The sequence below is a fragment of the Enterococcus sp. DIV1224 genome, assembly GCF_050555455.1.
Lineage (GTDB): Bacteria > Bacillota > Bacilli > Lactobacillales > Enterococcaceae > Enterococcus_B > Enterococcus_B lactis.
Genome location: NZ_CP187859.1, coordinates 1,521,931 through 1,546,071 on the forward strand (window position 1 = coordinate 1,521,931; position 24,141 = coordinate 1,546,071).

Consider the following 24,141-nt stretch of genomic DNA (forward strand, 5'->3'; position numbering starts at 1 on the left):
TTAACCCACCTCTTCTTTCGTCATTAATTTCATCAAGACTTCTTGATCTGCCTCTTCTCGCGAGACTTCTCCTGTAATACGTCCTTCGTTCATCGTATAGATTCGATCACACATTCCTAAGATTTCAGGAAGTTCAGAAGAGATAAGACAGACAGCTTTGCCATTTGCTGCCATTTCTTCGATAATCGTGTAGATCTCATATTTTGCCCCAACGTCTATCCCTCGGGTTGGCTCATCTAAAAAAAGAATATCGGGTTGTGTCATCAGCCACTTGGATAAAACGACTTTTTGTTGATTCCCACCACTAAGACTACTGACAATTTGATGGATGGAGTTTGTTTTTATACGCATCTTTTTCCGGAAATTTTCTGCCTCAGTTACTTCTTTTTCTTTATCTAATACTCCTTTTTGACTTATTTTATCCAAACTGCTCAGCGTCACGTTTTCCCGAATATCCATCAGCAGATTCAGTCCTAAAGATTTTCGATCCTCCGAGACATAAGCGAGTCCGTTTGCAATGGCTGAAGGAACGGTCTTAACTGATATCTCTGCCCCTTCCTTTAATATACGTCCGGATATCTTGCTTCCATAAGAATGTCCAAATAGACTCATAGCGAATTCAGTTCTGCCCGCTCCCATCAGCCCAGCTATTCCTACAATCTCTCCTTTTTTCAAATGCAAGTTGATATGGTCGTTTATGATTCGCTCATGATCAAGAGGGTGATAGACCGTCCAGTCTTCTACTTTAAAATAAACTTCTCCAATATCCGGTTTTCTTTCAGGATAACGATCAACTAAATCTCTGCCCACCATCCCGCGAATAATATGCTCTTCGCTGATCATTTCATTTTCTAGCGTCTCAATCGTCTGTCCATCCCGTAAAATGGTGATTCGATCTGCGATATCCACGATTTCATTCAGCTTATGTGAAATAATGATGGAGGTTACACCTTGCTCTTTCAATTCTCGGATCAATCTCAGCAAATTCGCGCTTTCTTCTTCATTCAATGCAGCGGTAGGCTCATCCAAAATCAACAGACGGACGGATTTTGATAATGCTTTAGCTATTTCAACTAGTTGCTGTTGCCCTACGCCGATCTGGGATACTAGAAGATTCGGGTCGATAGACAAACCGACTTTATTCAGCAATTCATACGTTTTCTTTTCTGTCAGTTCCCAATCAATCACGCCTCTTTCTGCTTGTTCATTTCCGAGAAAAATATTCTCTTTTATTGAAAGATAAGGACTTAGTGCTAATTCTTGATGAATGATGACGATGCCTTTTTCTTCACTATCTTTCAAATCTTTGAATTGACACAGCTTTCCATCATAAAAGATTTTCCCGTCATAGGAGCCATATGGATACAAGCCGCTCAAGACATTCATCAATGTTGATTTTCCCGTTCCGTTTTCTCCGCACAATGCATGGATTTCCCCACGTTCAATCATCAGATTCACGCAATCTAACGCTCGGATTCCAGAAAATTTTTTGGTGATATCTGCCATTTTTAAAATACAATCCGCCATAATTCTTATCCTCTCTCTGACTTAGATCTCTTTAGTTCCTTGTTTGGTTCCTCTTAATTTTTCAGATCGGATTCTTTATAATAATCTGTGTCGATCAGCTCTGCTTGATAATTATCTTTATCGACAGATACTGTATTTGCTAAATACGTAGGAACAGTTTTCACCCCATTATCATAAGTTTCAGTATCATTGACCGGAACCTCTTCTCCATCACTGATTGCTTTGATCATTTCAATCGTATTTTTTGCTAAGATACGTGTGTCTTTAAAGATCGTTTGTGTTTGTTCCCCGGCAATGATCGATTTGACGCCAGCTACTGTCGCATCTTATCCAGTAATCACAGGTAAAGGTTTACTTTCACTCCCATACCCCACGCCTTTTAATGACGAAATGATCCCTAAACTTATTGGGTCATATGGCGACAAAACAGCATCCAATGTTTGGTCAGTATAATTTGCGCTTAACAGATTATCCATCCTTGCTTGCGCCGTAGAACCATCCCAGCGAAGCGTAGCGATTTGACTGAAACTCGTCTGTCCAGATGGCACGACCAACTGACCGTTGTCCATATATGGTTGTAAAACAGACATCACTCCGTTGTAATTAATTAGTGCATTGTTGTCGTCAGGCGAGCCACCAAATAATTCAATCGTGAATGGCCCTTTTCCTTCTTTCAATCCTAAGTGCTCCTCAATATAAGCTGCTTGCGATACACCTACTCCAAAATTATCAAAAGTCGCGTAGTAATCGACATTTTCTGAATTCATCAGTAAACGATCATAGGCAATCACCTTGATATCTGCTTCTTTTGCTTTAGCTAACACATCAGTTAAAGCCGAACCATCGATAGAAGCAATCACAAGTTTATCTACCCCTTTTGTAATCATATTTTCGATTTGTGCTACTTGATTTTCTACTTTATCTTCTCCATATTGAAGATCTGTTTTATAACCCAGTTTTTCTAATTCCGAGACCATGTTGTTCCCATCAGCGATCCATCTTTCTGCTGATTTGGTCGGCATAGCGATTCCTACATACCCCGTACTATCATCTGCAGATCCTGAATTGCCACACGCACTTAATAGAATGCTTGCGGTCAAAATAGCGATACTCCCAAGAATCTTTCTAAATTTGTTTTTCATTTTTTATCCCCCATTCCGATTGATACACCGAGTATAGCTAATAAAGAAAGCGTTAACATTGATTTTTTTATGGGATTTACTTTAAATTTTTTAGGTGCACTTTTTTTGTCTTGGATTTTTTTAAGTTTCTTGGATTTTTTTCGATTGATTCCTTTTGACTTTGATTTTCCCTTTTATCTGATAAGATAGTACTAACAAATCCAGATGGAGTGATCTAAAGTGAAACGTGTTTTATTTTTTTTTAGCCCTTATTGTAATCGCTTACCAAATGATAGGGTGTACACCTAGTACAAAGGAAGCACCTGACCCACTAGTCGTTGGTTTTTCGCAATCAGGAACGGAGAGTAGCTGGCGGAAAAAGCATACTGAATCAATTATCACTGCGCTTGAAAAAGAAGATTACCAAGTTCTCTACCGAAATGGTTACATGAATCAGGAACGGCAAATCCAAGATATACGGACGTTCATTGCCTATAAAGTAGATATGATCATTTTTACTCCTTTGCAAGAATCCGGGTGGGACTCTGTATTAAAAGAAGCCAAGCGAGCAGGGATCCCTGTCATACTTGTCGACAGACATATTCAAACGAATGATCCCGAGCTTTTCGTCACCCACATCGGTCCCAGTTTCAAAGCAGAAGGAAATCGGGCGGGTTTATTTGTCAGCAATCACTTCACAAATTCAAAGAAACAGGAAATCAGAATCCTAGAACTTGCTGGTTCAGAGAACTCCACACCGACCAAGCTACGCTCCGAAGGATTTTTGGAATCAATCAATCGTAAACCAACCCTAAAAAAAGATGGAACCATCGACCATAAACCTCCAATGACTATTGTTCACCGAATTGTCGGTGATTTTATTCGGATGAAAGGAAAAGACCAGATGAAACGATATTTAGAAACAAATGATTTATCCGAAATTGATGTATTATACAGCCATAGTGATGAAATGACTCACGGTGCTTTAGCTGCGATAAAAGAAACATCAATCAAACCTGGAGAAGATTTGATCATTGTAACGATTGATGGACAAGAAGATATGATCGAGAAGCTACGCTCAGGAATCGTCAATTGCGTAGTCGAGTGTAAACCTGATGTCGGCTGGTATGTAGCCAATACCGTTACTCGTTATTTTGGAAATCTTCAAACAGGAAAAACATTACCTAAAGATATTTTTATTTCCGAGACTGTCTTTTCCCAGCAGAATATAGCTAACATCCCAACCAGAAATTATTGACTGGAGAAGTATCATGACCAAAAATTTAAGCATAAAACAGATTTTTGCCCAAGCAAACAAAGCCATGCTTCTATTTGCTGTTATCCCTTTGCTACTGAGCATACTGTTATATTCGCAACAGCTTTTGATTTATCAACAGACGATCGCAAATATCCAAAAAGCAGATGCAATTGCTTTGAAGGTTGATCAAAAAGTTTTGGAAAGTATGTGGGACTTGATTTCTGGCCAAGTAACCGTAGATGAGTTCAATGAGGAAAATATCCTAGAAGAACTTAGGAATGATATTCGAGAGATCAAAAATAATACAAATACACTTAAAGAAATTAGTACGTTAGATGTATCGTTACGTACGATCGATACATTGGAAGATTATCAAACTGAGCTCATTCATCATATCTTGGCAGAAGATTTTATGGATACCAATGAACAGATCATCAATCAGGTCGATTCTGTCACTCAACTACTGTCAGATATTTTACAGGATTTTGTTCGTGTGGAAATCGACTTAGCAAGTCAAAAAAATACGACGCTTGTCCGCTCGCTCATTTTATTAACGATAGTCGAATTGGGGGTTCTTAGTACTATTTTTTTCTATGCGAAAAAGAATCGCCGCTTTTTAGAGCAGAAGGTCCAAGAGCCGATCAATCAGCTGATCACAATGTCCGAACAGCTTTCTTCAGGAGATCTTGGATTTCGTTTAAACATGCCAGAAACACAAGAACTACAGACACTTACCGCTAGTATGAACAAAATGGCGGAAGATCTAAACCAGTCTTTACGGGAGAACGCTTTGAAACAATACCATTTAGCACAAAGTGAAGTTCGTGTATTGCAAGCTCAGATCACTCCTCATTTTATTTATAACAGTTTGGATGCCATCATTTCTTTGATCGAACAAGACTGCTTTGAAGAAGCTCTGACTATGACCCATGCACTTTCCGGCTTTTTTCGTACGTCTTTAAGCAAAGGACAAGACTGGATTCCTCTTGAAAAAGAAATCAGCCATATCAATGATTATCTGGTCATTTTAAAAATAAGATACGGACATATGCTTGACTATAAGATCGATATACCAGAAACACTTTTTCCTGTTTCTATTTTAAAGATGATCTTGCAACCATTGATCGAAAATGCTGTGTACCATGGAACAAAGTACGTTCGTCACAAAGGATTTATTCGTATTACTGCATGCAAAATCGACGAAATGATCCAATTCAAAGTCATAGACAACGGTATTGGCATTCCTGTAGAAAAACTAGCAGAAATACGTAAAGAGTTAGCCAAAGGGATCGATTCAGATTTCAGTATCGGCTACGGGCTTTACAACGTAAACAAGCGTCTCCTTCTCTATTACGGAAATAATCAAAAACCTATCACGATTGACAGCAAATACCGAGAAGGGACAACTGTCACACTGACGATTCCTATATCTCCCAAAACAATTGGAGGAAACAAACATGTATAAAGTTTTTATCATCGAAGACGAATACCTCATTCGCAATAACTTGCGGGAACAAATAACTGCCCTTGGTTCTTATTATCCAATCACTTATGTCGGGGAAGCTGGAGATGGTGAGATGGCACTGTCTTCGATTATCGACTTACAGCCCGATATCATTCTGACTGATATCCAAATGCCATTCATGGACGGTTTGACTTTTTCAAAAGAAGCAAGGAAACTGCTTCCTTGGACTCGCCTCATATTTATTAGCGGATTCGACGATTTCGATTATATGAAAGGAGCAATCCAAGTACAGGCAGATGATTATCTACTTAAACCAATTAAAAGCAACGAATTGAAACAAGCAATAGAAAAAGCAGTGACTGCGTTAGACTTGCAGCAAAAAGAAACGCAGCCTTCTTCTGATCTTGTTTTCGAATTGAAAAAAAATCATTTCTTGAACGGTTTGTTCAAAGGCTCACTTACGATCAGTGAAACATTGAAACTTGCTGAATCTTTCAATCGCTCTTTAGCAGGGAAAAAAATGACCGTATTATTAGCAGCAAACCAAGTCAGTACAGACTTTGAAGATTACGCTCATCTCAGTGATTATTTGAAGTTTTTATTTAGGGAGAATCAACAAGTGATTTTTTCTGCTGTTTCCTCTCGATTCATCAAATTTTTAATAGTTGATCCTCTTGAAGAAAATGTGATTGAGACCAGTTATCAGGTAGCCCAAACGTTGGTCCATGAATTAGAAAAGGGACAAAAAAATAATTTTTCAGTCGCCATCGGTCCTGTCGCAGAAAGAATCAGCGAATTACCTACATCTTTTGAGATCACGCAGATGATACTTGAAACTGCCAGTTCCCTTAAAGATCAAATTATCAGCTATGAGGATTTGATTAAAGAAGCAAAACTTCCAGTTGATTCTGTCTTTTACTTTGATCTCTCACTTGATTTGTCTTCATTATCGAAAAACGAAGTATCTAAGTACATCGAACACTTGACGAAACCACAAGGCACACCAATCCGAACACGATTATATCGTTTATTTGTCTTGACTAAGCTACTCCAGCATGTCCGCCTGAAAGAAAAGGAAATCCCGCAAGAAATGGTTCATTGCACAGCCACTAGCCAACGCTTAGCAATCAGCGCCGACGACTCGCTTTACCGTTCGACTGTTTCTATGTTCATTTCTTTCTTAACTGCTCTGCCCTCACAGCCTTCAAAGAACAAATATCAGCCAATTTTGAACCATGCATTGGATTTTATCAAAGAAAATTTTACCGATCCAGATATGTCCTTAACTTGGGTCGCTCAACAAGTTGCATTAAGCCCCTCTCATTTCAGTACGATTTTTTCTCAATCGTTTAACCAAACATTCATCGATTATCTGACAGAACAAAGAATCGAATTAGCAAAAAAATTATTGCAGCAATCAGACTATCGTATCTCAGATATTGCTTTTGAGATTGGTTATAATGACCCTAACTATTTCAGTTATTTATTTAAGAAAAAACAAGGGATTTCCCCAAAAGAATATCGGACACAGCTTTTCCTTGAAAACAAAAATAAATAATAAATAAAATCCGTATAGCGATACTCTTTCCCGTTGGCAATAAAAAAAGGCGGAATATCTCGAAGCTGAAAATAGCTTTCAAGATATTCCGCCTTTTTAATTGATCGCAACGTTCACCTGCTTATGACAACTTTTAAGGTAAAATGTTTCCAGCAGCGCGGTACAATTCGTACCAATCTTCCCGAGACATATTAATTTCTGATGCTTGAGCGATTTCCTTGATTCGCCCTACGTTCATCGTACCGGCGATTACTTGCATATTGGCTGGATGGCGCAAAATCCAAGCAGAAGCCAAGCCAGTTGGTGTCGTTTGATATTTAGCTGCGAGTTCTTCTAATGTTTGGTTTAATTCAGGGAATTTTTCGTTCCCGATAAATACACCTTCAAAAAATCCATACTGGTATGGCGACCACGCTTGGATCGTCATATCATGCAGACGGGAATAATCAAGTACACTACCATCATGGTCGATACTTGCTTCATCTGTCATATTGACATGGATCCCTTGATCGATCATTCCAGTATGTTTCAAGCCAAATTGCAGCTGATTAGCTACTAATGGTTGACGAACATATTTTTTCAGCAATTCGATTTGCATTGGTTTTTGATTGCTGACACCAAAATAACGGACTTTACCTGATCGTTCCAATTCATCAAACGCTTCAGCTACCTCTTCTGGTTCCACCAATGTATCTGGACGATGAAGAAGTAAAGCATCCACATAATCCATTTTCAGACGGGTCAAACTTTTTTCCACTGATTCAATGATATGTTTTTTAGAAAAATCAAACATCACACCTGGAACGATTCCACATTTTGTTTGAATAAAAAGATCTTCTCGTTTGATTGATGTTTTTGCTAGAGCATCTGCAAAGATTTCTTCACATTTACCGTTCCCATAAATATCTGCATGGTCAAAAAAATCAATGCCGTTTTCATAAGCTGTCTCAATCACTTTTACTGGATCTTCCGCATTGTTGATACGCATACAGCCTAAGATCACTGCAGCTGCTTTCTGATCAGAAGTACCTAATTGAATTTTTTTCATCTGAACTCCTCCTTATTTATATACACAACAAAAGTGTACCACACTCTTTATGAAAAGGCTTCACTAAAATCGGCGCTTCCGACTATATTTGTTGTATTTTTTTATAAATAGAAGCAGCTGATTTACTTCACGACTAGTTCGCTATTGGCAGCTTTTTCTCCAATATCTGTACGATAAAATGTTCCATCTGTCGTTTTATCCATTAACGCGGTGTAGATTTTTTCCTGTGCTTCTTTGATCGTCTCACCGTATGCTTCTACTAGATAAAGGCGTCCTCCTGTTCCAACTAGTTTGCCGTTATTTGAGGAAACTCCAGCATAGTAAACAGAAAGCTCTTCTTCCAGAAAATCTGGTAGAACCATTCCTGTCTCATATTCTTCGGGGTAACCGGCAGCTGCCACCACAACGCCTACATTGTATCCTTCTTGCTGCCACTTTAACTCTACTGCACGATTCTCTAATAAATCATCGATTACTTGTGCAAAGTCACTCTTCAACCGAGAAAGAACGACTTGCGTTTCAGGATCACCGAAACGTGCATTGAATTCGATCACTTTTGGTCCTTCCTTCGTAGCAATCAAACCCGCATATAAAACACCCGTGAAAGAGCGTCCTAGTTCTTTCATTCCCAAAGCCGCTGGTTTTAAAACTTCTTCCACAGCTTTTTCAATCATCTTTTTTGGAATTTGCGGTACTGGTGAATAAGCACCCATTCCGCCTGTATTTGGCCCTTTATCGTTATCGAATGCCCGCTTATGATCTTGCGAAATGACCATCGGATACACCTTGGTATCACGGACAAACGCCAAAAGGGAGAATTCTTCTCCTGCCAAAAACTCTTCTACGACGATTTTTTTGCTGCTGTTCCCAAATCGATGCTGGTTCAACATTTGTTCTGCCGCATCCAGCGCTTCTTTCACTGTTGTAGCCACGACTACACCTTTTCCAGCTGCTAAGCCATCCGCTTTCACTACGATTGGCGCACCGTTTTCTTTGATATACGCTGCTGCTTTTTCGTAACATTCAAAACTTCTGGATTTAGCTGTCGGGATCTGATACGTCTCCATCAATTGTTTAGCAAAACTTTTCGAACCTTCGATCAGAGCTGCTGCTTTTGTCGGACCGAAGATTTTCAATCCTTCCGCCATAAAATCATCGACGATCCCATTTAATAAAGGAACTTCAGGACCAACGATACTCCAATCAATCGCCTCATTCTTAACAAAATGAATTAATGCTGAATGATCTTGTTCACTGATAGCGACACAATTGATGCCATCCTTTGTCATTCCAGGATTTCCTGGCGCACAATACACAGTATCCACCTTCGGACTGTCTAAAAGTTTTTTACTTATTGCATGTTCACGACCACCTGCACCGATCACCAAAATGTTCATTTATCCGACTCCTCTCTAATGTCTAAAATGCCGAACATCAGTAAAGACCATTGCTAGATCGTATTTATTCGCCATATCAATAGAATCTTGGTCTTTGATACTTCCACCTGGCTGAATGATTGCTTTTATACCATGTTTGGCTGCATATTCAACTGAATCATCCATTGGGAAATAAGCATCGCTAGCTAAAACTGCACCTTCCATTTTCTCTTGCGCTTGTTCAATCGCAATTTTTACTGAACCGACTCGATTCATCTGCCCGGCTCCGATTCCTACTGTCTGACGTTCGTTTGCCAGTACGATCGCATTAGATTTCACATGTTTGACAGCTTTCCAAGCAAACGCTAATGCTTTTGCTTCTGCTGGAGTCGGCTTACGTTTTGTCACGACTTTCCATTCTTCTTCGTTTTCCATTGCCAGATCTTGATCTTGTACAAGAAGTCCACCTAAGACTGAGACCGTTTCTTCTCGATTTTGATTTTCTTCTTGCGCAAAGTCTACTGTCAGTAATCGGATGTTTTTCTTTTTTTGCAGTAATTCCAAAGCTTCTTGTGTATAAGAAGGGGCAATGATGATTTCTAGAAACAGCTTATGCATCTGTTCTGCTGTTGGCATATCTACTTCTCGATTCAAAACGATGATCCCACCAAAGATTGAAACAGGATCTGCTTCATATGCTGCTTCCCACGCTTCTAAAATCGTAGATGCTGTCCCAATACCACAAGGATTCATGTGTTTCAAGGCGACTACCGTTGGTTCGTCATATTCCTTCATGATCCGTAACGCAGCATCTGCATCTCGGATATTATTATAAGAAAGTTCTTTCCCATGGAGTTGTTTTGCTGCTGCAATCGAATATTTTTCCAGAAGAGCGGACTGATAAAAGGCAGCGGCTTGATGGCTATTTTCACCGTAACGAAGCGTTTGTTTTCGTTCATACGTAAGTGTCAATTTTTCCGGTTCTTTTTCTTCCACCCAATCCGTCAAGTATTGAGCGATCAGTGCATCATATGCAGCAGTATGACGAAAGACTTTTGCCGCTAGTTTTTGTCTGAAAGAAAGTGAAGTATGCCCATACTGACGTAATTCTGAAAGTATTTCTTCATAGTCAGATGGATCAACAACAGCGGTGACAAATTCATGGTTTTTTGCTGCACTACGGAGCATACTAGGACCACCTATATCAATGTTTTCAATAACTTCTGCTATTTCGACATCTGGTTTCATAATCGTTTCTTTGAAAGGATATAAATTGACACAAACAAAGTCGATTGGTTGGATATTTTCCGTCTCCATTGCCTCCATATGGCTAGAGAGATCGCGTCTTCCTAAAAGACCACCATGGATTTTAGGATGAAGTGTTTTGACACGGCCATCCATCATTTCAGGAAACCCTGTCACTTCTTCGATCGAAAGCGTTTTGATCCCAGCTTGATCCAACGTATGCTTTGTTCCTCCTGTTGAAATGATTTCTACTCCTTGTTCAACCAAACCTTGGGCAAATGCTACAATCCCAGTTTTATCTGATACACTGATCAATGCTCTTGTCATTTCAGATAGCCTCCATTTTCAATAATTTCACTAATCACTTCTGGATAGATTCGATGTTCTACTCTATGGATTTTTTCTTTTAAAGAATCGAACGTGTCCTCCTGTTCGATCCTCACTTTTTCCTGCCGGATGATTGGTCCAGTATCTACACCTTGGTCGATATAATGAATTGTGACACCCGTTTCTTTTACTCCAGCTTCAAATGCATCACGAATGCCATGCAAACCAGGAAATGCAGGTAAAAGAGATGGATGGATATTGATGATTCTTTTATCATAATTTTCCAGCAATACTGGTCCAATGATTCGCATGTATCCAGCTAATACGATCAAATCGATCTTTTTTTCTTTCAATTTATACAAAATCGCTTCTTCATACTCTTTTTTGGAGTCAAATTCTTTAGGTAAAAAACAATCTGCCGGTACATCCAATGCGACTGCACGTTTCAAAACATATGCTGCAGGCTGATCACAAAACAACCAATCAATCGAAGCTTCCATTCCTTTTTTCGATAGATAATCGGCTAGCGCTTGAAAGTTGCTTCCGTTTCCAGAAGCAAAAACAGCGATCCTCATCGTTCTTCTCCTGTAAACACCACACGATGTTTTTCTTTGGCGATCACTTTCCCGATTTCATAAACTTTTTCGCCAGCTTGCTCAATCTCGTGCACGATTTCTTTTACTTTTGCTTCCTCGACTGCTAAGACCATACCGATGCCCATATTGAATATTTCGTACATCTCCATCATAGGAATCTCACCATATTTTTGTAAACAGCCGAAGATCGGAAGGATCGGCCACGTGCCAAGTTTGATTTCAGCAGCCATAGATTCTGGCAACATTCGCGGGATATTTTCTACAAACCCTCCACCGGTGATATGTGCAGCTCCTTTGATTTTCTTTTCTTTGATCAGCGGAAGCAAGGCAGAAACATAGATTTTCGTTGGTTCAAGTAATACTTCGCCAAGTGTTTTTTTCAATTCTGGCAGGTTTGATGATAAAGAAAACTGCTGCTGCTCAAAGAAAATTTTGCGAACAAGAGAGTACCCATTTGAATGGATTCCGCTAGATGCTATTCCAAGCAACACGTCTCCTGGGTTGATTGTTTCTCCTGTCAATAATTGAGATTTTTCAGCTATCCCTACAGCAAATCCGGCTAGATCATAATCATTTCCTGAGTACATACCGGGCATTTCAGCTGTCTCGCCGCCGATCAGTGCCATATTTCCTTGAACACACCCATCTGCTACACCTTTTACTACATTTTCTAAACGTGTCGGATCATTTTTCCCCGTTGCTAAGTAATCTAAAAAATACAACGGCTCTGCCCCTTGTGCTAAGATATCATTGACACACATCGCTACGCAGTCGATTCCGATCGTGTCGTGTTTGTCTGCTTCGATTGCTACTGCTAATTTCGTCCCTACACCATCGGTCCCCGAAACAAGGACTGGCTCTTTTAATTGAAAGACCGATAAATCGAAACAGCCGCCGAATCCTCCTATAGCGCCCATCACGCCTAATCGTTCCGTTTTTCTGACATGCTTCTTGATCCGTTCTACTACTTCATATCCAGCTTCGACATCTACGCCAGCTTTTGCGTATGCATTTGCCATTGGCTTCATATACTCCCTTCTTGATCTGCTTTTAAAAGAACGATACTTTTTCTTTTAGTGATTCCTGATATTTTTCTTCATAGTCATATAACGGCGTCGGATAATCTCCGTTGAAATAAGCCATACATAATCCTGAATACGGGGCATCTTTTTCCAGACCGATCGATTCGATCAGGCCCTCTTCACTTAAAAAACCTAAAGAATCGGCACCGATACATTCTTTGATTTCATCAATCGTGTGATTGGCCGCAATGAGTTCTTTACGCGTTTGAATATCAATCCCATAAAAACACGGATATTTCAAAGGAGGAGAAGCAATCCTCACATGTACTTCTTTTGCTCCTGCTTCTTTCAAAAGATGGACGATCCGTCTGCTTGTCGTGCCCCGAACGATCGAATCATCAACCATAATCACCTTTTTCCCTTCCACTACCCCGCGTACAGCAGATAATTTCATTCGGACGCCTTGCTCTCTTAGTTCTGGCGTCGGCTGGATAAATGTTCGGGCAATGTATTGATTTTTTACTAATCCAATTTCGTAAGGGATACCGCTTGCTTCTGCATAACCGCTTGCGGCTGACAAAGAAGAATTAGGTACACCAACGACCATGTCTGCTTTTACTGGCGATTCTTTCGCTAAATTCCGTCCCATGTTTTTCCGTGCAGTATGCACATTGATCCCTGCGATATTTGAATCCGGTCTGGCAAAATAGATATATTCCATCGAACAAATAGAAAGCTGCGTGTCCTTCGTAAAGCAATCAATCTGGATTCCTTTGTCATTGATGATCACTATCTCACCAGGCTGGACATCTCTTATAAAACGTGCCCCAATAACTTCTAATGCACAAGTTTCCGAGGCAATCACGTATGCTCCGTTTTTCATTTGTCCGATTGCTAATGGACGAAAACCATTCGGGTCCAAAGCGGCAATCATTGCCGTTTCTGTCATTAATAAATAGGCAAAGCCACCTTTGACTTCATTTAAAGCACTTTTCAATTTATTTAAAAAATCTGTTTCTTCACTTCGTCGGATCAAATGCATCAATATCTCCGTATCGGAGTTGGAATGGAAGATCGCCCCATTTTCCTCTAACTCTTTTCTAAGAGAGCGAGCATTGATCAAGTTACCATTATGCGCTAAGCCGATCGACTGATCATGAAATTTGAATAGAAAAGGCTGAATATTGTCCACACTTCCATTGCCTGCTGTTGCATAACGTACATGTCCGATTGCAGCTTCTCCTGTTAACTGCTGCAATTTTCTTTGATCTTTGAATACCTCAGAAAGTAGACCCAGGTCTCGATGACCCATGAGCTTTCCTCGATCATTGGACACGATACCCGCACCTTCTTGTCCTCGATGCTGAAGACTATGGAGCCCGAAGTATGCCACACTAGCGGCGTCTGGATGACCCCAAACACCGAAGATCCCGCATTCTTCATTTAAACTCTTCACTTCATAAGACATACGATTGCATCCTCCCAGCACTTTCTTGCTACTGCTGTTTCTATTTTGATTTGACCGTCAGTTGCTGAAATTTCGATTATCGCTTCATCCGTCACCTTACCTGCTAAAACAGCAGCATCTCCCATCATTTCTTCGAATCGTGTCTGGTTTTCCGGTGCAACTGTCAATACAAATCTTGATTGAGTTTCTGCAAACAATTGAGCAGAGGGCAAGCCAAACTGCACAGATAAACCTAACTGATATTTGAAAGCTGATTCTGCCAGTGCAATTGCCAAGCCACCTTCTGAACAGTCATGGGCACTTTCAATCAATCCGTTTTGGATGGCTGTCAATACTAACTCCTGGTTTTTCTTTTCAACGGCTAGATCAAAGTTTCGAATCACCCCTTCGATTCTTCCAAGCTGCATCTTTTGTAATTCACTGCCATCAAAATCTGCAAACGTCTTGCCTAATATATAGATTAGATCCCCTGATTTTTTGAATTCCTGAGTAGTGATATGTTCATGATCCTCGATCAATCCGACCATACCGATCATCGGTGTTGGATAGATTGCTTGACCGTCCGTTTCATTATATAAAGAGACATTTCCTGAAATAACAGGAGTTCCTAACGTTTCACACGCAGCAGCAATGCCGTCAGCTGAAGTCGATAATTCCCAAAAAACTTCTGGTTTATCAGGAGAACCATAGTTCAGGCAGTCGGTGATCGCCAAGGGTCTGCCACCGCTAGCAATGATATTTCTAGCTGCTTCTGCCACTGCTATTTGTCCTCCGACTTTTGGATCCAAATAGAGATAACGAGCGTTGCAGTCTGTGGTCATCGCTAATGCTTTGTTCGTCCCTCTGACTCTCATCACAGCCGCATCGCTTCCTGGACAGACAACTGTATTGGTTTGTACTTGTGAATCATAAGTTTCGTAGATTGAACGTTTCGAAGCAATCGTCGGTTGTTGCAGCAGATCAAGCAATACTTGTCCAGGTTCTTCAATAACCGGCTGATAAGGAGCCAACCGCTGAAAATCTGCGATTCGAGCTGGTTCTTTCATCTCTTTATGATAGACTGGCGCATCTTCAGCCAGCGCATCGACTGGCAGATTCGCTACTTCTTTCCCTTGATGATATAGACGATATTGCCCGTCGTCTGTTACTTTACCGATAGTGACTGCATCTAGATCATACTTCTGAAATAGTTCTTGGATTTTTTCTTCCTCTCCTGATTTGACACAAATCAACATCCGTTCTTGGGATTCCGATAGCATCATTTCATAAGGCGTCATTCCAGTTTCTCTTTGTGGGACTTCGTCTAATGTCAATATAAGTCCTGAACCAGCTTTTGAAGCCATTTCCGCACTAGATGAAACAAGTCCTGCTGCTCCCATATCCTGTATACCTACTAGAGAATCCGAATGATGCAAGATTAATTCCAAACACGCTTCAAGCAGCAGCTTTTCCATAAAAGGATCGCCTACTTGTACAGCAGAACGTTGCTGTTCTTCTTCTTGACTAAATTCTTCTGAGGCAAAAGTTGCGCCGTGGATGCCGTCGCGACCTGTTTTTGCTCCTACATACATGATCGAATTGCCGACACCAGCGGCTTGCCCTTTCTGGATATATTTGTGTTCAATCAAACCTACACACATTGCATTGACTAATGGATTTCCTTCATAACAAGGATCAAATGCAATTTCGCCACCTACAGTCGGTATGCCGATACAATTGCCGTATCCGCCGATACCTGCAACTACTTCTTCTAGTAAATATTTTGTTCTTGGATTATCTAATTCGCCGAATCTCAATGAATCTAGCAGCGCAATTGGACGAGCCCCCATGCTGAAAATATCTCTGATGATTCCGCCAACTCCTGTCGCAGCTCCTTCATAAGGCTCCACGGCTGAGGGATGGTTGTGACTTTCTGCTTTGAAGACAACTGCTAGTCCATCACCGATGTCGACGATACCTGCGCCTTCTCCGGGGCCTTGCAAGACATGAGGTCCACTAGTAGGAAATTTGCGTAGAACCGGTTTAGAATTTTTATAGGAACAATGTTCGCTCCACATAACAGAAAACAGTCCAGTTTCCGTATAATTAGGCATTCTTCCTAAGATATCTTCTTCGATCATTCGATATTCTTCATCAGTCAATCCCCATTCGGCATAGATTCTTTTTTTCTTGATCTCTTCAGCTGTCGGTTCATTCAATGTTTTCATCTATACGGTCACCTTTCCGAAGTTTTTTAAAATGGAAGCAAAGAACCGTTTCCCATCTTCTGATCCTAGCAAGTCTTCTACTGCACGTTCTGGATGAGGCATCATTCCTAACACATTCCCCGCTTTATTCGTAATCCCTGCAATGTTTTCCACGCTGCCGTTGATGTTGTCATTATAAGTAAAGACGATCTGATTATTTTCCTTCAGTTCTTCAAGTGTTTCTTCGTCACAGAAATAATTTCCTTCCCCGTGAGCAACTGGAAGAGAGATTATTTCATCTGCTTCATATTCTGAAGTAAAGGCTGTCTTAGGGTTGACTTTCAATGGTACAGTTTTACAAATAAAATGCAAAGACTCATTTCGTCTCAGTACACCTGGCAACAGTCCAGCTTCTGTCAATATCTGGAATCCATTACATGTACCGAATACGGGTTTCCCTTCTTCAGCAAAACGAATCACTTCTTCCATGATTGTAGAAAACCGAGCAATCGCACCGCATCTCAAATAGTCACCATAGGAGAATCCTCCCGGCAGTAAAACCCCATCAAAACCTTCTAAAGAGGACTCATCATGCCGTACAAATTCGGCATCAGCGCCCATAATCTCGCGAACTGCCCATAACATATCTGCGTCACAATTTGAACCCGGAAAAACGATGACCGCAAATTTCATGTTATACTTCCTCCATTTTTTTGATTTCATATCGGTATGTTTCCATATTTACATTTGCAAGCAACTTGTCACAAATCGTTTCAATCACTGTATCGATTGGTTCTTCTGTATCAGCAAGTTGTATCTCAAAGTATTTTCCGATACGGATATCTTCGATTGTTTCATATCCCATACGATGGACTGCTTTTTTTACTGCCTCTCCTTGAGGATCTAACACTGAATCTTTATAGGTTATATAAACTTTTACGAAATACATCATACTCGCTCCTTTTCTTCAGTTAGTTCCGATAGACGGTTATATACTTCTTGATAGACTGGAATCAGATCACCTAAGCCTCTGCGGTAAACGTCTTTGTCCATATGTTCATTCGTACGTTCATCCCATAATCGGCAAGTATCCGGTGTTACTTCGTCCGCAAGCAACATTTTTCCATTCGACCGACCAAACTCAAGCTTGAAATCCACTAAAACCAGACCAACCTTAGCGAATAATTCGATCAAAATTTTATTGATAGCTAATGCTTGGGTTTTCAGCTCACTGATTTCTTCCGGTTTTGCCAGTTGCAAGTAATAGATATGGTCTTCATTGACAAAAGGATCATCCAACTGATCATCCTTATAGTAGAATTCAACGATTGGCTCGATTAATTTTTTGCCTTCAGGAACACCTAGACGTTTTGAGAAACTTCCTGCTGCAATATTTCGGATAACTACTTCCAGAGGGATGATTTGTACTTTTTTTACTAATTGTTCGGTTTTAGATAATTGTTCAATAAAATGATTTTTTATTCCTCGCTGGGTCAGATAGCGGAAAATCGTACTTGTGATTTGATTATTCAATTCTCCTTTCCCACTTATCTGATCTTTCCTCGCGCCATTCAACGCAGTCGCCTGATCTAAGTATTCTACCCAAATCAAGTTTTCATCAGAGGTAAGATATAATTTTTTGGCTTTCCCTTCGTACAGAAGTTCTTTTTTCTCCATGTCTGACTCTCCTTTTTGTTTACATTGAAAGCAAATACATCGATTTTTGTTCGTGTTTTCACTTTGAATTTTAACAATCATCTTTTTAGAAATCAATATAAATATGTACATTAAAGGCATTAGATTCTTTTAATGTTCGTGTTTTGTTATAAGTACAAAAATCCCCTCATCAACAAGCGTTTACATTTATATATAATGATGGTATATTAAAATTAACTAAAAATTTGGATAACTGGATCGAGGAGGCACTTGCCGATGGAAGATGCAATAAAACAAGGTCAGCTTTTTTTATCAGAATTAACGGCTGAAGAACGTTCCTGTCTATATAATGATTTATTGTCGATCAAAGACGTTTATTTATGCAATAAAGATACTAGTTTTTATACCTTTCGGAAAATCCGCCGAGCAGCTAAGCGTTGCGCTGAATGCCGTAAAAGGACTTTTAGTTATCGGACAGAACACAAAGGCGAACTTTTAATCAGTCAGATCCACGAGCAGAAACGTTTCAAAAATCACTATCGTATCCAGATCTTATTTAATGGACAAGAGATGGAATATGCTTTTCTCGAAAATTTGCTGCAATATCTCCATAACCAGCATTTTAGTTATAATAGCCAAGCCATTTACGCTTAATTCCTCTATTTTTTGTATGTAAAGAGGCACGGTAAAGAGGTAGTCGCTTTTAAAATCAGGTTCCTATCATTGATAAGAAAACATAATAAACTAAAAGAAGCAGAACCGCTAACGGATCTGCTTCTTTTTTGGTTATTTTTGCTATTCTATTTTAATTGAATTTTGCAACTCACTCTTCTTTATTCCAAACCTACTCGTTTGAATATCACGTCAACGTTTTTCAAATGATGATGATAATCAAAGGCATCGTCTATTTCTTCTTTAGATAAGACCGATGTGATGGTCGGATCTTCTTCTAACAGCGGGCGGAACTGAACTTGGTTGTCCCAAGCATACGCAGTTTTTGGCTGAACAAGATCATAAGCTTCTTCTCTTGTCATTCCCTTATCAATCAATTTCAGCATAACGCGCTGGCTATAAATCAAACCAAATGTTGCAGACATATTCCGCTTCATGTTTTCAGGAAAGACCGTTAGATTTTTAACGATATTGCCAAAACGATTTAACATGTAATTCAATAAAATCGTGGTATCAGGCAAGATGATTCGTTCGGCTGAAGAATGAGAAATATCTCTTTCATGCCATAACGTGACATTTTCATAGGCAGTGACCATGTGTCCACGCACCACTCTGGCTAGACCAGCCATATTTTCTGAACCGATCGGATTCCTTTTGTGCGGCATAGCAGAAGAACCTTTTTGACCTTTCGCAAAAAACTCTTCTACTTCACGTGTTTCAGACTTTTGCAATCCGCGTATCTCTGTTGCAAAGCGTTCAATACTTGTAGCAATAAGTGCCATCGCTGAGAAATATTCAGCATGTAGATCCCGAGGGAGAACTTGAGTAGAGATTTCTTGCGGACGGATCCCCAATTGTTTACATACATACTCTTCAATAAATGGTGGGATATTTGCGAACGTCCCCACTGCTCCTGAAATTTTTCCTGCTTCTACTCCTTTTGCCGCATGTTCGAATCGTTCGATGTTCCGTTTCATTTCTGAATACCATGTGGCAAGTTTCAATCCAAAAGTAGTTGGTTCCGCATGGACACCGTGTGTTCGGCCCATCATCACTGTATATTTGTGTTCTTTTGCTTTTTCGCCAATGATTTCCGTAAAACGTTTCAAGTCTTCCCGTAAAATATCATTTGCTTGCTTGATGAGATAGCCATAAGCAGTATCTACGACATCCGTACTTGTTAGACCATAATGGACCCATTTTCTTTCTTCTCCCAATGTTTCAGAAACTGCTCGTGTAAAAGCAACGACATCATGGCGTGTTGATTTTTCGATTTCCAAGATACGATCGATATCAAATGATGCATGCTCGCGGATTTTTTTCACATCTTCTTGCGGGATTTCACCAAGTTCTGCCCAAGCTTCATCTGCTAAAATCTCGACTTCGAGCCACGCACGGTATTTGTTCTCTTCCGTCCAGATATTCCCCATTTCAGGGCGTGTATAACGTTCTAACATGTTTTTTCTCCTCTAATCCCAAATATTCGTTTGTTTGATTTCTTCCAGCGTTTGCTGGATGTCTTCTGTCAAGATAGTGATATGTCCCATCTTGCGACCTTTTTTCGCTTGTTTTTTTCCATAGAAATGGAATTGCCAGTCTGGCTTATTCTCAATCAAGCGATAGCTTTCCAACAGTTGTTCTCCCAAAACATTGACCATCACTGCATTGCTTGTCAGACGCACTTTTTCTCCTAATGGCCAGCCGCAAATACCTCGAATATGGGCATCGAACTGACTCATAGAACAAGCTTCGATAGAATAATGCCCAGAATTGTGAGGACGAGGGGCTAATTCATTCACATATAGCCCGCCTGTTTTTGTTAAAAACATTTCTACCCCTAGAGCACCTGAAAGGCTTACTGCTTCTGCAATCACACGGGCAATACGCTCAGCCTCCTCAATCACATCCTGATCAATCGCGGCTGGAGCAATCGTTTCGTGCAGAATGTTGTTTCGATGGATGTTTTCCACGACCGGAAAAGTTGTGAAATCTCCTTGTCCATTTCCTGCCACCATGATCGAAATCTCTTTTTCAAATGGGATCCAAGCTTCTAAAACACAGGTTCCTTCTCTTAAAAGATCCATTGCAGGGGCCAAGTCTGCACGACTTTTCAAAACATACTGCCCTTTGCCATCATAACCGCCTCGAGTGGTTTTCAAAACGCAAGGATAACCGATCCCGTCAATCGCATCTTGGATATCTGTCGGACTGACGATCGTTGCATAAGGAGCAATCACGATGTTGTTCGTTTCCAAAAAAGATTTTTCCAATAGGCGGTCTTGCGTAATCGCAAGCAAGTCTGTCCCTTGAGGAATAAATGACATGGGTAAGATCGCATTTAGCGCCTCTACACTGACATTTTCAAATTCATAGGTAATGACATCTGTTCTTCTAGCAAGCTCTTTCAGCGCAAAGGTGTCATCATAGACACTTTCAATGTGCCAATCTGCAACTTGTGCGGCTGGACAATCACTTACAGGATCCAGCACACCTACTTTAAAGCCCATTTCTTTTGCACTAATCGCCATCATACGACCTAATTGACCGCCGCCGACGATCCCGATCGTTGAACCAGGCAACAAAGGTTTAACCAAGTTGATCACTACTTTCTATAACAGTTTTAGCCAACATTGAACGTCTTTCAGCCAATTTAGCCTCCAATTCTAAATCATACATGGAAAGCATCTGTATCGCAAGTAGTCCAGCATTAATTGCTCCAGCTTTTCCGATTGCCGTAGTAGCCACAGGCACGCCTCCAGGCATTTGAACAATCGACAGAAGCGAATCTAAACCATTTAATGTTCGTGATTGGACCGGTACGCCGATAACCGGCAAAGTTGTTTTTGCCGCAACCATCCCCGGTAGATGGGCGGCTCCACCTGCTCCTGCAATAATGATTTTGATTCCTTTTTCTCGAGCGCTTTGTGCATATTCAAACATCAAATCTGGTGTGCGATGAGCAGAAACGACTTTTTTATCATAAGACACACCGAATTCTTCCAATATTTGACATGCTTCTTTCATTGTTTCCCAATCTGAAGTACTCCCCATAATCACAGAGATTTTTGCTGTCATTGTTTTTCCTCCCAGTTTTTCTACACCCATATTTTAACAATCGTATTTTTTGATGTCAAAGAAATTTCGAATATTGATAAAGAAAACCATTTTATTGTTCGTGTTTGTCGAAGGCATAAAAAAAGAATGTAACAAAAGTGATGTCACATCCTTTTTTAATATAAATGGTATTCAATCAGCTGATCCTCGCTATTCACTCAAAACGCTGGTTTCACAACTTTTCTTTTACTTCATTATTTTTTGAAGGCTTCTTCTACTATTTCTTCATCTTTTTTTAAACCATTAAAGATCAGATTCAATATGATCGCCGTAATACTACTCATTACGATGCCATTGCCAGTGAACATTTGCAATGTTTGAGGCATTTGACTGAATAATGTCGGCGTAATATTGAAACCTAGCCCAAATCCAACAGAAACAGCAACAATCAATAGATTTTTATCATTGCTGAAATCAACTTCCAACAGCATACGGATTCCTTGGACTGCCACCATCCCGAACATGACTAACATTCCTCCACCAAGTACCGGCTCAGGAATGATTTGTGCTAACGCACCGATTTTAGGGAATAATCCTAAAACAATCAAGAAGAACGCAGAGAAGTAGATAGGTTTTCTCGTTTTGATACCCGAAAGTTGAACCAATCCGACATTTTGAGAAAAGCCTGTGTAAGGGAATGTATTGAAAATACCGCCTAAGATAACGGCAAGTCCTTCTGCACGATATCCTTTTTTCAATTCTTCTTCTCCAACATTCTTTCCAGTAATGTCACCAAGCGCAAAATATACACCCGTTGATTCTACCATGCTGACCATAGAAATGATGATCATCAGTAAAATCGACCATACATCAAAAGTTGGCTTACCAAAATAAAAGGGTTGTGGGACATGGAACAACGGTGCATCTCCAATCGCACTCAGATCGATCATTCCCATGAAAGCAGCTAAGATGCTTCCACCGACTAAACCAATCAATACCGCGATGGAACGAATGAACCCTTTTGCCAACATTTGCACACCTACAATGAGGAGAATCGTCACAAATGCAAGTAGTAGATTTGTTTTGTCACCAAAATCAGCCGCTGTTGCATTACCGCCACCCATTTTTTCAATTGCTACTGGAATCAATGTCAAACCAATAACGGTGATAACCGTTCCTGTTACTAAAGGCGGGAATAATTTCTTGATTTTAGAAAAGATACCTGAAACTAACACAACAAAGATACCTGAAGCGATAATAGATCCGTAAATAGCTCCTACTCCTTCATTAGTTCCGATCAAGATCAGCGGCGCTACTGCTTGGATCGCACATCCTAAAACAACAGGCAAGCCAATTCCGAAAAATCGGTTAACGGTCAATTGCAATAATGTTGCTAATCCACACATAAAGATATCAATTGAAATCAAGTAAGTCATCTGTTCTTGATTAAAGCCTAGTCCTGTACCGATCAAAAGAGGCACCGCTACTGCTCCTGCATACATCGCTAACAGATGCTGCAGCCCTAAAACCGCGGCTTTTCCATTTTGTGTTTCTTTTTCCACGATTATGCATCCTCCTCAAGAAACTCAACTTGTCCATTCGTCAAGGAAGCGATACGTGCAAGAGAAACGACTCTCAATCCCATTTCTTCAAGCAACTGACGTCCATCTTGGAAAGACTTTTCAATGACGATCCCGATTCCTTCTACTTGAGCTCCAGCTTGCTGGCATAATTCAATCAATCCTTTTGCCGCTTGTCCGTTTGCCAAGAAATCGTCAATAATCAATACTTTATCTTCTGAAGATAAGAATTTACGAGAAATAGAAATCGTACTTGTCACTTGTTTCGTAAAAGAATAAACAGAAGCCGTCAATAATTCTTCATCCATCGTCAAGCTTTTTGCTTTTCTGGCGAAGATCATTGGAACACCTAATTCTTTTGCAGCAAATAAAGCTGGTGCGATCCCAGAAGCTTCAATGGTCACAACTTTCGTGATCCCTTGTTCTTTAAATACTTCTGCAAACCGTTGTCCCATTTGTTCCATCAATACAGGGTCTACTTGGTGAGTGACGAAACTGTCGACTTTTAGTACGCCCTCGCCTAATATACGTCCGTCTTTTTGAATACGTTCAACTAATTCTTTCACTTTATTTGCTCCTTTATCATTTATTAATACCAAAAAACCGCTTTTGTGCAAAAACCTACTATGTTTCTGTTAAAGAAAAACACCCTCCACTTTATCATAAGAAAAGAAGGGTGAAATAGCCAATCTTTTACTTATAGTCCAGCATTTACGGTACTGGCTAGAAACTGTCATCCATATTATGACGATATATAAGTAGGTATGTAAAACTAATAATAGTGTAAAATCATTTTCTTGCAACTGTTTTGCACGTGAAGGCAGTTTGACATATTTGAATAAAGAATGTTGTTTCAAATATTGAAAATAGTCTAACACTACTTTCTGAAACTGACAACGTGGTTTACTTATTTTTTTGTAAAATCTAATGATTTTTAATGCATTACTCCTTTTTGTTCGGGTTTAAATAGTTATTTTTATTT

At 40.0% G+C, this 24,141-nt stretch carries 20 protein-coding genes, 1 pseudogene and 1 riboswitch; of the genes and pseudogenes, 4 read left to right on the top strand and 17 right to left on the bottom strand.

Annotated elements, in window-relative coordinates:
- Both mmsA and chvE read right to left on the bottom strand, forming a co-directional pair.
- Positions 1-1,527, bottom strand: coding sequence for a multiple monosaccharide ABC transporter ATP-binding protein (gene mmsA / locus IGK53_RS07410; protein ID WP_002292213.1), 1,527 nt, complete (start codon positions 1,525-1,527; stop codon positions 1-3).
- Between the two features lie 53 nt (positions 1,528-1,580).
- A pseudogene (chvE, locus tag IGK53_RS07415) lies at positions 1,581-2,669 on the bottom strand (multiple monosaccharide ABC transporter substrate-binding protein).
- 268 nt (positions 2,670-2,937) lie between these two features.
- Between chvE and IGK53_RS07420 the strand changes: the two are divergent.
- The 3 genes from IGK53_RS07420 to IGK53_RS07430 are packed head-to-tail and all read left to right on the top strand — an operon-like array spanning position 2,938 to position 6,929.
- Entirely contained in the window at positions 2,938-3,906 is a 969-nt protein-coding gene (locus tag IGK53_RS07420; protein ID WP_002292217.1) for an ABC transporter substrate-binding protein, read from the top strand.
- Between the two features lie 13 nt (positions 3,907-3,919).
- Entirely contained in the window at positions 3,920-5,371 is a 1,452-nt protein-coding gene (locus IGK53_RS07425) for a sensor histidine kinase (protein WP_002292218.1), read from the top strand.
- Positions 5,364-6,929, top strand: coding sequence for a response regulator transcription factor (locus IGK53_RS07430; protein ID WP_002292219.1), 1,566 nt, complete (start codon positions 5,364-5,366; stop codon positions 6,927-6,929). The genes IGK53_RS07425 and IGK53_RS07430 overlap by 8 nt, the downstream gene beginning before the upstream one ends.
- Before the next feature lie 133 nt (positions 6,930-7,062).
- On the opposite strand, the gene IGK53_RS07435 is transcribed toward IGK53_RS07430, so the two are convergent.
- From IGK53_RS07435 to purC, 10 genes are all read right to left on the bottom strand, one after another.
- Positions 7,063-7,977, bottom strand: coding sequence for an aldo/keto reductase (locus IGK53_RS07435; RefSeq protein WP_002292220.1), 915 nt, complete (start codon positions 7,975-7,977; stop codon positions 7,063-7,065).
- A gap of 122 nt (positions 7,978-8,099) precedes the next feature.
- Complete coding sequence (gene purD / locus IGK53_RS07440; protein ID WP_002292221.1) at positions 8,100-9,374, bottom strand: phosphoribosylamine--glycine ligase; 1,275 nt, start codon at positions 9,372-9,374, stop codon at positions 8,100-8,102.
- Positions 9,375-9,389: 15 nt separating this feature from the next.
- Positions 9,390-10,925, bottom strand: coding sequence for a bifunctional phosphoribosylaminoimidazolecarboxamide formyltransferase/IMP cyclohydrolase (gene purH, locus IGK53_RS07445; protein ID WP_430604679.1), 1,536 nt, complete (start codon positions 10,923-10,925; stop codon positions 9,390-9,392).
- On the bottom strand, positions 10,922-11,500 hold the full coding sequence (gene purN / locus IGK53_RS07450; protein WP_002292223.1) for a phosphoribosylglycinamide formyltransferase: 579 nt from the start codon (positions 11,498-11,500) through the stop codon (positions 10,922-10,924). The genes purH and purN overlap by 4 nt, the downstream gene beginning before the upstream one ends.
- Positions 11,497-12,549 carry a phosphoribosylformylglycinamidine cyclo-ligase gene (gene purM, locus IGK53_RS07455; RefSeq protein ID WP_002292224.1) on the bottom strand — a complete coding sequence of 351 codons (1,053 nt, stop codon included), beginning with the start codon at positions 12,547-12,549 and terminating at the stop codon, positions 11,497-11,499. The genes purN and purM overlap by 4 nt, the downstream gene beginning before the upstream one ends.
- Before the next feature lie 22 nt (positions 12,550-12,571).
- A complete protein-coding gene (gene purF, locus IGK53_RS07460) occupies positions 12,572-14,011 on the bottom strand; it encodes an amidophosphoribosyltransferase (protein WP_002292225.1) in 1,440 nt (479 codons plus the stop codon).
- Complete coding sequence (gene purL / locus IGK53_RS07465; protein WP_002292227.1) at positions 13,996-16,218, bottom strand: phosphoribosylformylglycinamidine synthase subunit PurL; 2,223 nt, start codon at positions 16,216-16,218, stop codon at positions 13,996-13,998. Before purL ends, purF begins: the two co-directional genes overlap by 16 nt.
- Positions 16,219-16,890 (bottom strand): phosphoribosylformylglycinamidine synthase subunit PurQ, encoded by a 672-nt coding sequence (gene purQ / locus IGK53_RS07470; protein WP_002292228.1) that lies wholly within the window; start codon positions 16,888-16,890, stop codon positions 16,219-16,221. It abuts the gene before it with no gap.
- Between the two features lies 1 nt (position 16,891).
- Positions 16,892-17,146 (bottom strand): phosphoribosylformylglycinamidine synthase subunit PurS, encoded by a 255-nt coding sequence (gene purS, locus IGK53_RS07475; protein ID WP_002292229.1) that lies wholly within the window; start codon positions 17,144-17,146, stop codon positions 16,892-16,894.
- Positions 17,146-17,874 carry a phosphoribosylaminoimidazolesuccinocarboxamide synthase gene (gene purC, locus IGK53_RS07480; protein ID WP_002292230.1) on the bottom strand — a complete coding sequence of 243 codons (729 nt, stop codon included), beginning with the start codon at positions 17,872-17,874 and terminating at the stop codon, positions 17,146-17,148. The genes purS and purC overlap by 1 nt, the downstream gene beginning before the upstream one ends.
- A 255-nt stretch (positions 17,875-18,129) precedes the next feature.
- Here purC and IGK53_RS07485 point away from each other — a divergent pair, with 255 nt between their 5' ends.
- The gene (locus IGK53_RS07485; protein ID WP_002329120.1) at positions 18,130-18,507 is read left to right on the top strand and encodes a hypothetical protein; all 378 of its coding nucleotides are present in this window, start codon (positions 18,130-18,132) and stop codon (positions 18,505-18,507) included.
- A gap of 179 nt (positions 18,508-18,686) precedes the next feature.
- Here IGK53_RS07485 and purB read toward each other — a convergent pair whose 3' ends face one another.
- From purB to IGK53_RS07510, 5 genes are all read right to left on the bottom strand, one after another.
- Positions 18,687-19,982 (bottom strand): adenylosuccinate lyase, encoded by a 1,296-nt coding sequence (gene purB, locus IGK53_RS07490; protein WP_002306865.1) that lies wholly within the window; start codon positions 19,980-19,982, stop codon positions 18,687-18,689.
- A gap of 12 nt (positions 19,983-19,994) precedes the next feature.
- Positions 19,995-21,119 carry a 5-(carboxyamino)imidazole ribonucleotide synthase gene (purK, locus tag IGK53_RS07495; protein ID WP_002309493.1) on the bottom strand — a complete coding sequence of 375 codons (1,125 nt, stop codon included), beginning with the start codon at positions 21,117-21,119 and terminating at the stop codon, positions 19,995-19,997.
- Positions 21,112-21,600, bottom strand: coding sequence for a 5-(carboxyamino)imidazole ribonucleotide mutase (purE, locus tag IGK53_RS07500; protein ID WP_002329118.1), 489 nt, complete (start codon positions 21,598-21,600; stop codon positions 21,112-21,114). Before purE ends, purK begins: the two co-directional genes overlap by 8 nt.
- Positions 21,601-21,833: 233 nt before the next feature.
- Positions 21,834-23,141: a nucleobase:cation symporter-2 family protein gene (locus tag IGK53_RS07505; protein WP_002292241.1), complete on the bottom strand. Its 1,308-nt coding sequence runs from the start codon at positions 23,139-23,141 to the stop codon at positions 21,834-21,836.
- A gap of 2 nt (positions 23,142-23,143) precedes the next feature.
- Positions 23,144-23,725 (bottom strand): xanthine phosphoribosyltransferase, encoded by a 582-nt coding sequence (locus tag IGK53_RS07510; protein WP_002292242.1) that lies wholly within the window; start codon positions 23,723-23,725, stop codon positions 23,144-23,146.
- Between the two features lie 114 nt (positions 23,726-23,839).
- Positions 23,840-23,937: riboswitch (purine riboswitch) on the bottom strand.
- Between the last annotated feature and the right edge of the window lie 204 nt (positions 23,938-24,141).

Excerpts from the sequence above, each read along its gene's own strand:
- purQ (WP_002292228.1), bottom strand. The coding sequence starts at position 16,890 with ATGAAATTTGCGGTCATCGTTTTTCCGGGTTCAAATTGTGACGCAGAT.
- purS (WP_002292229.1), bottom strand. The coding sequence starts at position 17,146 with ATGTATTTCGTAAAAGTTTATATAACCTATAAAGATTCAGTGTTAGAT.
- purD (WP_002292221.1), bottom strand. The coding sequence starts at position 9,374 with ATGAACATTTTGGTGATCGGTGCAGGTGGTCGTGAACATGCAATAAGT.
- purB (WP_002306865.1), bottom strand. The coding sequence starts at position 19,982 with ATGTTAGAACGTTATACACGCCCTGAAATGGGGAATATCTGGACGGAA.
- purF (WP_002292225.1), bottom strand. The coding sequence starts at position 14,011 with ATGTCTTATGAAGTGAAGAGTTTAAATGAAGAATGCGGGATCTTCGGT.
- purH (WP_430604679.1), bottom strand. The coding sequence starts at position 10,925 with ATGACAAGAGCATTGATCAGTGTATCAGATAAAACTGGGATTGTAGCA.
- purC (WP_002292230.1), bottom strand. The coding sequence starts at position 17,874 with ATGGAGAAAAAAGAACTTCTGTACGAAGGGAAAGCCAAAAAATTATAT.
- IGK53_RS07425 (WP_002292218.1), top strand. The coding sequence starts at position 3,920 with ATGACCAAAAATTTAAGCATAAAACAGATTTTTGCCCAAGCAAACAAA.
- IGK53_RS07485 (WP_002329120.1), top strand. The coding sequence starts at position 18,130 with ATGGAAGATGCAATAAAACAAGGTCAGCTTTTTTTATCAGAATTAACG.
- purL (WP_002292227.1), bottom strand. The coding sequence starts at position 16,218 with ATGAAAACATTGAATGAACCGACAGCTGAAGAGATCAAGAAAAAAAGA.
- mmsA (WP_002292213.1), bottom strand. The coding sequence starts at position 1,527 with ATGGCGGATTGTATTTTAAAAATGGCAGATATCACCAAAAAATTTTCT.
- purE (WP_002329118.1), bottom strand. The coding sequence starts at position 21,600 with ATGACAGCAAAAATCTCTGTGATTATGGGGAGTACTTCAGATTGGGAA.
- IGK53_RS07420 (WP_002292217.1), top strand. The coding sequence starts at position 2,938 with ATGATAGGGTGTACACCTAGTACAAAGGAAGCACCTGACCCACTAGTC.
- purN (WP_002292223.1), bottom strand. The coding sequence starts at position 11,500 with ATGAGGATCGCTGTTTTTGCTTCTGGAAACGGAAGCAACTTTCAAGCG.
- purM (WP_002292224.1), bottom strand. The coding sequence starts at position 12,549 with ATGAAGCCAATGGCAAATGCATACGCAAAAGCTGGCGTAGATGTCGAA.
- IGK53_RS07430 (WP_002292219.1), top strand. The coding sequence starts at position 5,364 with ATGTATAAAGTTTTTATCATCGAAGACGAATACCTCATTCGCAATAAC.
- IGK53_RS07435 (WP_002292220.1), bottom strand. The coding sequence starts at position 7,977 with ATGAAAAAAATTCAATTAGGTACTTCTGATCAGAAAGCAGCTGCAGTG.